Origin of the sequence: Mesorhizobium sp. M7A.F.Ca.ET.027.03.2.1, assembly GCF_003999175.1 — a bacterium.
Lineage (GTDB): Bacteria > Pseudomonadota > Alphaproteobacteria > Rhizobiales > Rhizobiaceae > Mesorhizobium.
Map to the genome: position 1 here is coordinate 1 of NZ_RZOM01000201.1, position 7,118 is coordinate 7,118.

Genomic DNA, 7,118 nt, shown 5'->3' on the forward strand with positions numbered 1-7,118 from the left:
GCCGTTCGCCGGCCCGGCCGCAGCCAGGCGGCCAGCAGAAGCAGCGCCGGCCAGGCCAGATAGAACTGCTCCTCCACCGACAAAGACCAGAAGTGGATGAAGGGATTGCTGGTGGCGTCGGCGGCGAAATAGTCGAACGACCAGCGCAGCAGCCACAGATTGATGGCATAGGCGGAGGCGAACATGGCGCCGCGCGAATAGAGCGCCTGTTCCTGCGGCGCCAGGATGAAGTAGCCGGCGGCCAGCGTAACCAGGATGACGAATAAAGCTGCCGGCAGAAGCCGCCGCGCGCGCCTGGCATAGAAGCGCCAAAGGTGGAGCCGGCCGGTCTCGCCGATCTCCTGCATGAGATGGGTTGTTATCAGCCAGCCCGAGATGACGAAGAAGATGTCGACGCCGGCAAAGCCGCCGGGGAGCGCGGTGAGGCCGAAATGGTAGGCGACGACACCGCCGACGGCGAGCGCGCGCAATCCTTGTATGTCCGGCCGGAACGATGCTGCCACGACGGCTCCTTCGTGCAAGGCCCAGCCCCTGCGCAACGTCGGCCGGGCAGGCTGATATCGCAATGCAACAAATTTATCGCAGTGCAACATAGAGCAATTTTATCGCGGTGCAACATAGCAGGAAGGGAAAATGGGCCGGCGCGCCGGCCGGGCTGATCGTTGCGTGGCGGGCTTGTCCGTGCGCCCCGCGGCAGACGCAAAACAGCCCCGCGAAGGGGCTGTTTCTCATCGGGCCGCTGGATTGCTACTTGCTGCCGCCGTTCGCTTTCACGCTGCTGCAGAATTCCGGATGGCTGTTGGCCGCAGTGGCGCCCTTCGCCTCGTCCTCGCAGGCCTTCATCATCGCGGTCTGGTCGTCCGGCGTAAGGGCCTTCCAGGCCTTCACGAAATCGTCGTCGCTGACCATCGTCTTCCTGCTGGAGTCGGTGTAGAAGGGCTGCATCTTGGCCGGATCGTCGAGAGCCGACGTGCCGGTGTCGCTCGCGGCAAGCGCCGTACCGGCAACCATCGAGAGCGTCATCGCGCCGAAACAGATCATCTTGATGTTCATGGCGGTACTCCTCCTGTTGCTTTGGGATCGTCGAAGCAACGATCAGCTGGAAAACGACAGGTTTGGGTGAAAGTTCCGGGGTTTTTTGCGCAAAAATCCCGAAACGAAGAAAAATATAGTCGAAAAACTTGAAACTTTCCCCGATTTTTCCCGTAAGAAGCGAGTTTATCGGGTCTCTCGTGCGAGACTGACCACCAGCCGATCGACACTGGGGTCGTCGAGACTGACGATATGGGCCATCTGCAGCGCTCGCCTCATGCTGATCCTGGCGACGTCCTGCCGCATGATGACGGATACAAAGGCCGGCCCTGATCCGGTGAGGACGATCGCCCTGCCTACCAGAACCGGTTCGGAGATGGGAGCCCACTGCACGGTCATGATTGAGGGCTCGGTGGTCTGGCGCCGGTTGATGCCGGTGAAATAAATCCAGTTCAGGCGCGAGATCGCCACGCCGTAATGGTTGCCGGGTATTCTCGAGCCACCCCGGCCATCGCCCGAAGCCCAGCGCGTCACCCGCCTGAAGGTGACGAGATCGGCCTCGCGCCGCACGAAGGTGACCGAGCGCATCAAAAAGTCGGGTCGGCCGGGCATCGAAAAATAGGTGAAATATGTGCCTCCGGCGATGGCGGGCGACGGCGGCCGCACCATGTTTTCGTACAGGGCCTGGCGCAGCGTTGCGTTGCCGTCGCTCTTGGCTGCCGCGGCGGCCGGCTCACGATACAGCTCATTCTCATCGATCTTGAAATAGTCGCAGATCAGCCTTGCGGTGGCTTTGTTGGGAACCGCCTTGCCTTGCAGATAGCGCTCGAACTGGGTGCGATGGATGCCAAGCTCACGGCACACCGCGCTGACGGAAGCGTGGCGTTGGACCAGCCGCCTGAGATTGGCGGCGAGATTCTCGCGAATTGGCACGACATCTCCCCGACAGACGTACGGACCAGTATATACAATTGCATGCCGTGGCGGCGGCGCGAAGATGGACCTTTGGCCAATAGGCAACGACCCGGTGGCGCGTAGACTGTACGATTCTGACAGTCCGGCTATGCAAGCCGTGTAAATGGGCGTATTTCGATGGCAAGAGCGACCTGAGATCGGCCTCTCGACATCCTGCAATGGAGGGCGGTTTGGATCATACCGGCCTGGTCGAGCTTCTGGACTACACGCAAGCGCAATTGACGAAGATCCGCCAGGCGGTCGCGGCCAGCGATCACGCCGGTGCCATGTTCACCATCGACTGCCTTGTGGGAGCGGCGGCCGAACAGACGAAGTGCAAGCTTGCAAGTCTGGAGCATGCCGGGTTGCCGATAGCCAAGGATGGACCGATCGACGGGGATGGGCCGATTGGCCGGGGCGCATTTGAAGGCGGTGCGGCACCGCCCGGCAAAGCGACGTCGGGCAAGCCGGATGCCGGCGGCAACCGCTCCTGATCAGGCCGCGCCGATCTCGCCGATCAGCCTTGCATATTCGGCCTCGGCTTCGCCGTAACTGCCATTGGCGAGTTCCAGCAGCCCGGCGCGGTCGCGAATGACGATCTCGCCCCGACGCGAGCGGATCAACGCGCGGCCTTCAAGCAGTTGGAGGGCGACGGTGACGCCTGGCCGCCTGACACCAAGCATGATGGCCAGGAATTCGTGGGTGATGGCGAGATGTTCGCCGGGCACGCGGTCGTCGCACATGAGCAGCCAGCGCGCCAGCCGCTCCTCGAGCTTCAGCCGCGCGTTGACGAGCGCGGTGCAGCCGGCCTGGGTCTGTAGCGCGTTGACGAAGCGCAGCAGGAACATGCGCAAGGTTGCACTTGCCGCCAATGCTGCCTTGAAAGCGCCGGCTTCGATGCGGATCGCTTCGCCTTCGAGTTGGACATAACAGGCATGCGGCGCACGGTCGTCGCCCATCACCAGGGAATATCCCGTCATGCCCTCGAAGCCGATGAAGCCCACTTCGGCCTCTTGGCCGCTCGCGGTGCTGGCGACCACCGAACCGATGCCCTGTTCGATGAAGTAGACGGCCTCGATCGGAATATTCGGGGTCACCAGCATCATGCGTAGCGGCAAATCGCAGCGCTGCATGTGCGGCTCGAGCAACGCCAGATCATCCGCGGGCATGCGCCGCAGCAGCTGATTTCGGTATTGATGATTTTTGGTGAGATCAGACATGGCGTGGCCCAATGCAGGGCAAGAGCCATCCAATCTCCCAGCCGTCCGTGCCCGTAAAAACGTACGGACGATCGCCTATGTATAGGGGCTCTGAACGAAGAAAGATATCAATGCGATATGAAATTCGAAGCACGGCGCCCCCCAACGCCCGTTCGCATATGAAAAGATCGGCCTGAATGTTAGTGTCGGAAACGTACCAAGCGCCACTTGGTACAAAACCGACATATTCATGAGGGCGCCGGATCACGGTGAGGGTCGATGAAATCCGCCGGCTAATGACAAAGGCGCCATGTCGCGCCGGGCTCGAGAACCGTTCGAAAAGTGGGGCAGAGCGGCGGGAGAATTGTACGATATTTACTGTGATGAAGGCCGATGTTGACTCTTGCTCAGCCCGATTTCATTTTTTGACCCACGGCGTCAAGGAAGTGGTCGCTGCTCCGAAAGGGGCTTCTTATGTCGAGCCTTCATAAGCGCAATCCTGGTTTCCATCCTTCCGATCTGCAACTGTGCCAGCGCGTCTTCGATCGGGTCTGCCTGGAGCGCAAACTCGATCGCATGTCGGGGGAGTCGGACGTGCAGCTTCTGGCGGCCACGGTGTTTTCGCTGTTTCAGAATGGCTGCCGCAATGAAGGCGAGTTGCTTGAGAGTTTCCGGCGGACGCGCCAATGACCAAAGCCAGGATCACGTCCGCGGCACCGGTAGCCGAAAACGAACCTTACGACGCTGCGGTCTTCGCCCGGAAATACGGCATGTCGCGGAAGGCCGCGGAGGTCGTGCTGTCCGCGAACGGACCGTCCAGAACGGCTTGTGACGCTGCCGCCCGCTCTTTTATGGAAGCGGTCGCCCGCAGGGCGAAGAGCAGCCGTGGACACTGAAGCTGCGCCTGGAGCGGCTGCCGTACCGCCCGCCCCGGGTGCGTCCGATGCTAACCTTCATTGGATGCCGCGAGGTGTCAGCCTGCCGGGCCTGTCGGGCCTATTACGCCTGAATTGGCTTGCTGCGCCGTCACGGCGGAGAGTTTCTGCCGTTTGAGCAGCATCGGCTTTTCATAGATCTTCTTCATGTTCATGGCCTCCCTCCGCAAAGTTCGATTGCGGCAGCGTCATCGCCGGCCGCGCCCTTGTCAAGCCGACCTTGTCGAGGGCCGGCCAACCGGGACGAAAACCCACGCCTCAATTCCTGTCGGCCGGCTTGGAACGCATGCGCGAAACCGTCTCGCGCTCGGCGCGCTTGGAGCGCAGCGGCGGCAGGCCGCGGTCGATCAGGTCCATGTCCTCAAGCACCATATCGCCCATGCGCTTGAAGGCGATGTCGAGCGCGCCGGCGCGGTGAGCCGAGCGCAGAAAGCCGGGCAGGGTGCGCACCGGATGGTCCCGCGCCAGCGGTTCTTCGGGGAAAACGTCGCTGGCGGCGACGATGTGGCCGCTCTTCACCGCCGCCATCAGCGCCGGGAAGTCCACCACGCCGGCGCGGCTGAGCAGGATGAAAGCGGCGCCCTTGCGCATGCCGGCAAAGGCCTCGGCACCGAGAAAACCCTGGTTCTCGCTGGTCACCGAGGCAACGACGAAGATGAAGTCGCTGGTCGACAGCACCTCGTCGAGAGAGGCCGGCTCGACGCCATTGTCGATGAGGATCGATGGCGGCAGCCAGGGATCGAAGACTTTGGTGCGGGTGCGGAAGCCCGACAGCAGCCGGTTGAGCGCCCGGCCGAGATCGCCGAAACCGATGATCCCGACATCCGCGCCGGACAGGAGCCGCGCCGTCTGGTTGCCGTCGCCGCCCCACAGTTCCTGTCCCTGGCGGAAGGCGAGGTCGGCATCGACGATGTCGCGGGCGAGGTTGAGCGCCATGGCAAGGCCAAGCTCTGCGACCGGCTCGGCGAACACCAGGCCGGTGGTGACGACATGGATACCGCGCGCGAACAAGGTCTCGTAGGGCATGTTGTTGATGAGGTTGGTCTCGACATTGAAGACGCAGCGCAGCGCCTTCATCCGGTCGATCGTTTCGGGCGATATGGGCGGCTGGCCGATGATATAGCGCGCCTCGGCCAGCACGTCGGCCGGCAGTTTCGCGACGCCGTCAGCGGTCGTCTCGACAATGCGATAGTGAGCCTTGAGCCGCGCCAGCTGCCGGGCTGTGAAGATCAGCTCGAGCGTGCGTGGTTCCGGCGCACTGATAACCAGCGGCAAGGCGCTGTTGGACATGACTATTCCCTCTGTTCCCGATGGCCAAAATACCCTGGATGGAACGATTTACAACATCGCGCGGAGAGCCGAGTAGAGCGGGATTGGCGCTGGGATGAGGTGTCCTGTCGGAGCCGATATGTGCCGGCAATGCAACAGTGAAGAATCGTTTGACTACGATGGCGAGGAGACGACGTAAGAACCAGTAATGACGCAATTGACACGGGGCAGGGAATTGGTTCTGCTGGCGCCGTACCAATTTGGAGGGCACTTTACAGTGAAGAAATACGAGAAACCAACCTGGCAGAAGCGCGACAGGCTTTCGGGCGTCACGGCCCAGACTACCCCATCGGCACCTCCGTCGACGGCAACCTGAGCGGTTGGCGTCTGACGCATTCGCCTTATAAGGCAATCAATATTGGCAATCGATAGGGCGCGACTGGTCGCGCCCTATTGAATATTGGCCATGGGCGCCTGCCGTTTTCCCAGATGCCGGACCTTGCGGCCGATGATCATCAGCCGGCGCGCGGTGTTGTTGCGCAGGCGCCTTGCGCGCCATTCCAGTCCGGTGCCGGCGGTGATCGACTTGGCATAGTAGCTCACCCGCATGCCATCCTCATCGGCAGCCACCTTGACCGGGTCGTCATAGAAGGCGTTGATCTTGTCAGCCGCCATGCCTGGTGTTTCGAGCCATCGCGGAATGTGAACCGAATGGAGCTGATCGACGTCGGTCATCACCCGGCCGATGCCGACGCCCGGTGTTGGACACGTGGTACAGAAAGCATCGCCGATGAAGATGACCCCGTCGCGGCGATGGCCTTGCGTGGTGCTCAGGCTGATCTGCCTGACCTCGACAGGGCCTGCGACTTCGAAGTTGCCGCATCGCGCCGCTATTTCGGGCATCAGCTCGCAGAGCATCTTTTGCGGTTCCTGGCGAAACGCCCGCGTCCACGGCTCGGCCACTTGCCGATAGCCGAACATGTTCGCCCGCATCTTGTCGCCGAGGGGAAAGATGCTGATGTAGGCGATACGGTCGGCAGCCCGCCTGCTGTAGCAGGTGACGGCCTGATGACCGAAATCACGCGGGGAGATGGCGAGGTCGAATCCCATCGACAGTGAATGCGCCTTCGATTGCTCGATACGCTCGACGCCGACGGCGCGCCGCACCGCCTCGCCGTGGCCGGTTGCCACCACCAGCAGGCGGGCATCGATGACGGCGCCGTCGGCCAGCACAAGCCGCTGCCGGTCCGGTCCAGTCGAGACCTCGGTCACCTTGCCGACCGTCAGCGGTACTTGCGCAGGCAAGGCGTCGCGCAGGCCATTGATCAACGCGCCATAGGAGAATGTGAATTCAGCCTTCTTCTCATGCGCGAAGAACTGGCCGAGGCGGAAGATATGCGTGTCGGTCGTCGAGGTGACGAGGCTCTTGAGTGTCGCATCGAGGCCGAGCTTTTCGAACAGAAGCATCTGATCCATGCCGATCTTCTCGGCCCGGAATTCCTCGTGGTGGACGCGGTGCGGATCAATCAGCGCCACCTTGCGCCCGGCTTGTCCCAACAGCATTGCCAAGGTGGTGCCGGCCATTCCGGCGCCGACGATCGCCACATCGACTTGGGCCGGGCCAGCCTCTGAGATACTCATTTTGCTGCCTTTCTGGTGGCAACTGCACGTTTCACAATCTCCGGTAGAAAATATCTTCCGGAGCTAAATCAACCGCAAGCAACCGGAG

General features: G+C 61.9%; 9 protein-coding genes. 2 read left to right on the forward strand and 7 right to left on the reverse strand.

Annotated features, from left to right (window positions below):
• From EN750_RS11560 to EN750_RS11570, 3 genes are all read right to left on the reverse strand, one after another.
• On the reverse strand, positions 1 to 503 hold a 503-nt coding region (locus tag EN750_RS11560), incomplete at its 3' end, for an acyltransferase (RefSeq protein WP_145967569.1).
• Positions 504 to 747: 244 nt separating this feature from the next.
• Positions 748 to 1,053 carry a hypothetical protein gene (locus tag EN750_RS11565; RefSeq protein WP_127396504.1) on the reverse strand — a complete coding sequence of 102 codons (306 nt, stop codon included), beginning with the start codon at positions 1,051 to 1,053 and terminating at the stop codon, positions 748 to 750.
• A 165-nt stretch (positions 1,054 to 1,218) separates the two neighbouring features.
• Complete coding sequence (locus EN750_RS11570) at positions 1,219 to 1,965, reverse strand: helix-turn-helix transcriptional regulator (protein WP_127396505.1); 747 nt, start codon at positions 1,963 to 1,965, stop codon at positions 1,219 to 1,221.
• Positions 1,966 to 2,177: 212 nt separating this feature from the next.
• On the opposite strand from EN750_RS11570, the gene EN750_RS11575 reads away from it, so the two are divergent.
• Complete coding sequence (locus EN750_RS11575) at positions 2,178 to 2,480, forward strand: hypothetical protein (RefSeq protein ID WP_127326567.1); 303 nt, start codon at positions 2,178 to 2,180, stop codon at positions 2,478 to 2,480.
• Here EN750_RS11575 and EN750_RS11580 read toward each other — a convergent pair whose 3' ends face one another.
• On the reverse strand, positions 2,481 to 3,206 hold the full coding sequence (locus EN750_RS11580; RefSeq protein WP_127396506.1) for a Crp/Fnr family transcriptional regulator: 726 nt from the start codon (positions 3,204 to 3,206) through the stop codon (positions 2,481 to 2,483).
• Positions 3,207 to 3,659: 453 nt separating this feature from the next.
• On the opposite strand from EN750_RS11580, the gene EN750_RS11585 reads away from it, so the two are divergent.
• Positions 3,660 to 3,875 carry a hypothetical protein gene (locus tag EN750_RS11585; RefSeq protein ID WP_127321045.1) on the forward strand — a complete coding sequence of 72 codons (216 nt, stop codon included), beginning with the start codon at positions 3,660 to 3,662 and terminating at the stop codon, positions 3,873 to 3,875.
• 283 nt (positions 3,876 to 4,158) lie between these two features.
• On the opposite strand, the gene EN750_RS11595 is transcribed toward EN750_RS11585, so the two are convergent.
• The 3 genes from EN750_RS11595 to EN750_RS11605 form a co-directional block, all read right to left on the reverse strand.
• Positions 4,159 to 4,269: a putative RiPP precursor gene (locus tag EN750_RS11595; protein WP_127321053.1), complete on the reverse strand. Its 111-nt coding sequence runs from the start codon at positions 4,267 to 4,269 to the stop codon at positions 4,159 to 4,161.
• 109 nt (positions 4,270 to 4,378) lie between these two features.
• Positions 4,379 to 5,410 (reverse strand): hydroxyacid dehydrogenase, encoded by a 1,032-nt coding sequence (locus tag EN750_RS11600; protein ID WP_127396507.1) that lies wholly within the window; start codon positions 5,408 to 5,410, stop codon positions 4,379 to 4,381.
• A 429-nt stretch (positions 5,411 to 5,839) separates the two neighbouring features.
• Entirely contained in the window at positions 5,840 to 7,030 is a 1,191-nt protein-coding gene (locus EN750_RS11605; RefSeq protein WP_127396508.1) for an NAD(P)/FAD-dependent oxidoreductase, read from the reverse strand.
• Positions 7,031 to 7,118: the final 88 nt, after the last annotated feature.

Coding starts and splice junctions, on each gene's coding strand:
- EN750_RS11565 (WP_127396504.1), bottom strand. CDS start 1,053: ATGAACATCAAGATGATCTGTTTCGGCGCGATGACGCTCTCGATGGTT.
- EN750_RS11580 (WP_127396506.1), bottom strand. CDS start 3,206: ATGTCTGATCTCACCAAAAATCATCAATACCGAAATCAGCTGCTGCGG.
- EN750_RS11585 (WP_127321045.1), top strand. CDS start 3,660: ATGTCGAGCCTTCATAAGCGCAATCCTGGTTTCCATCCTTCCGATCTG.
- EN750_RS11595 (WP_127321053.1), bottom strand. CDS start 4,269: ATGAAGAAGATCTATGAAAAGCCGATGCTGCTCAAACGGCAGAAACTC.
- EN750_RS11600 (WP_127396507.1), bottom strand. CDS start 5,410: ATGTCCAACAGCGCCTTGCCGCTGGTTATCAGTGCGCCGGAACCACGC.
- EN750_RS11605 (WP_127396508.1), bottom strand. CDS start 7,030: ATGAGTATCTCAGAGGCTGGCCCGGCCCAAGTCGATGTGGCGATCGTC.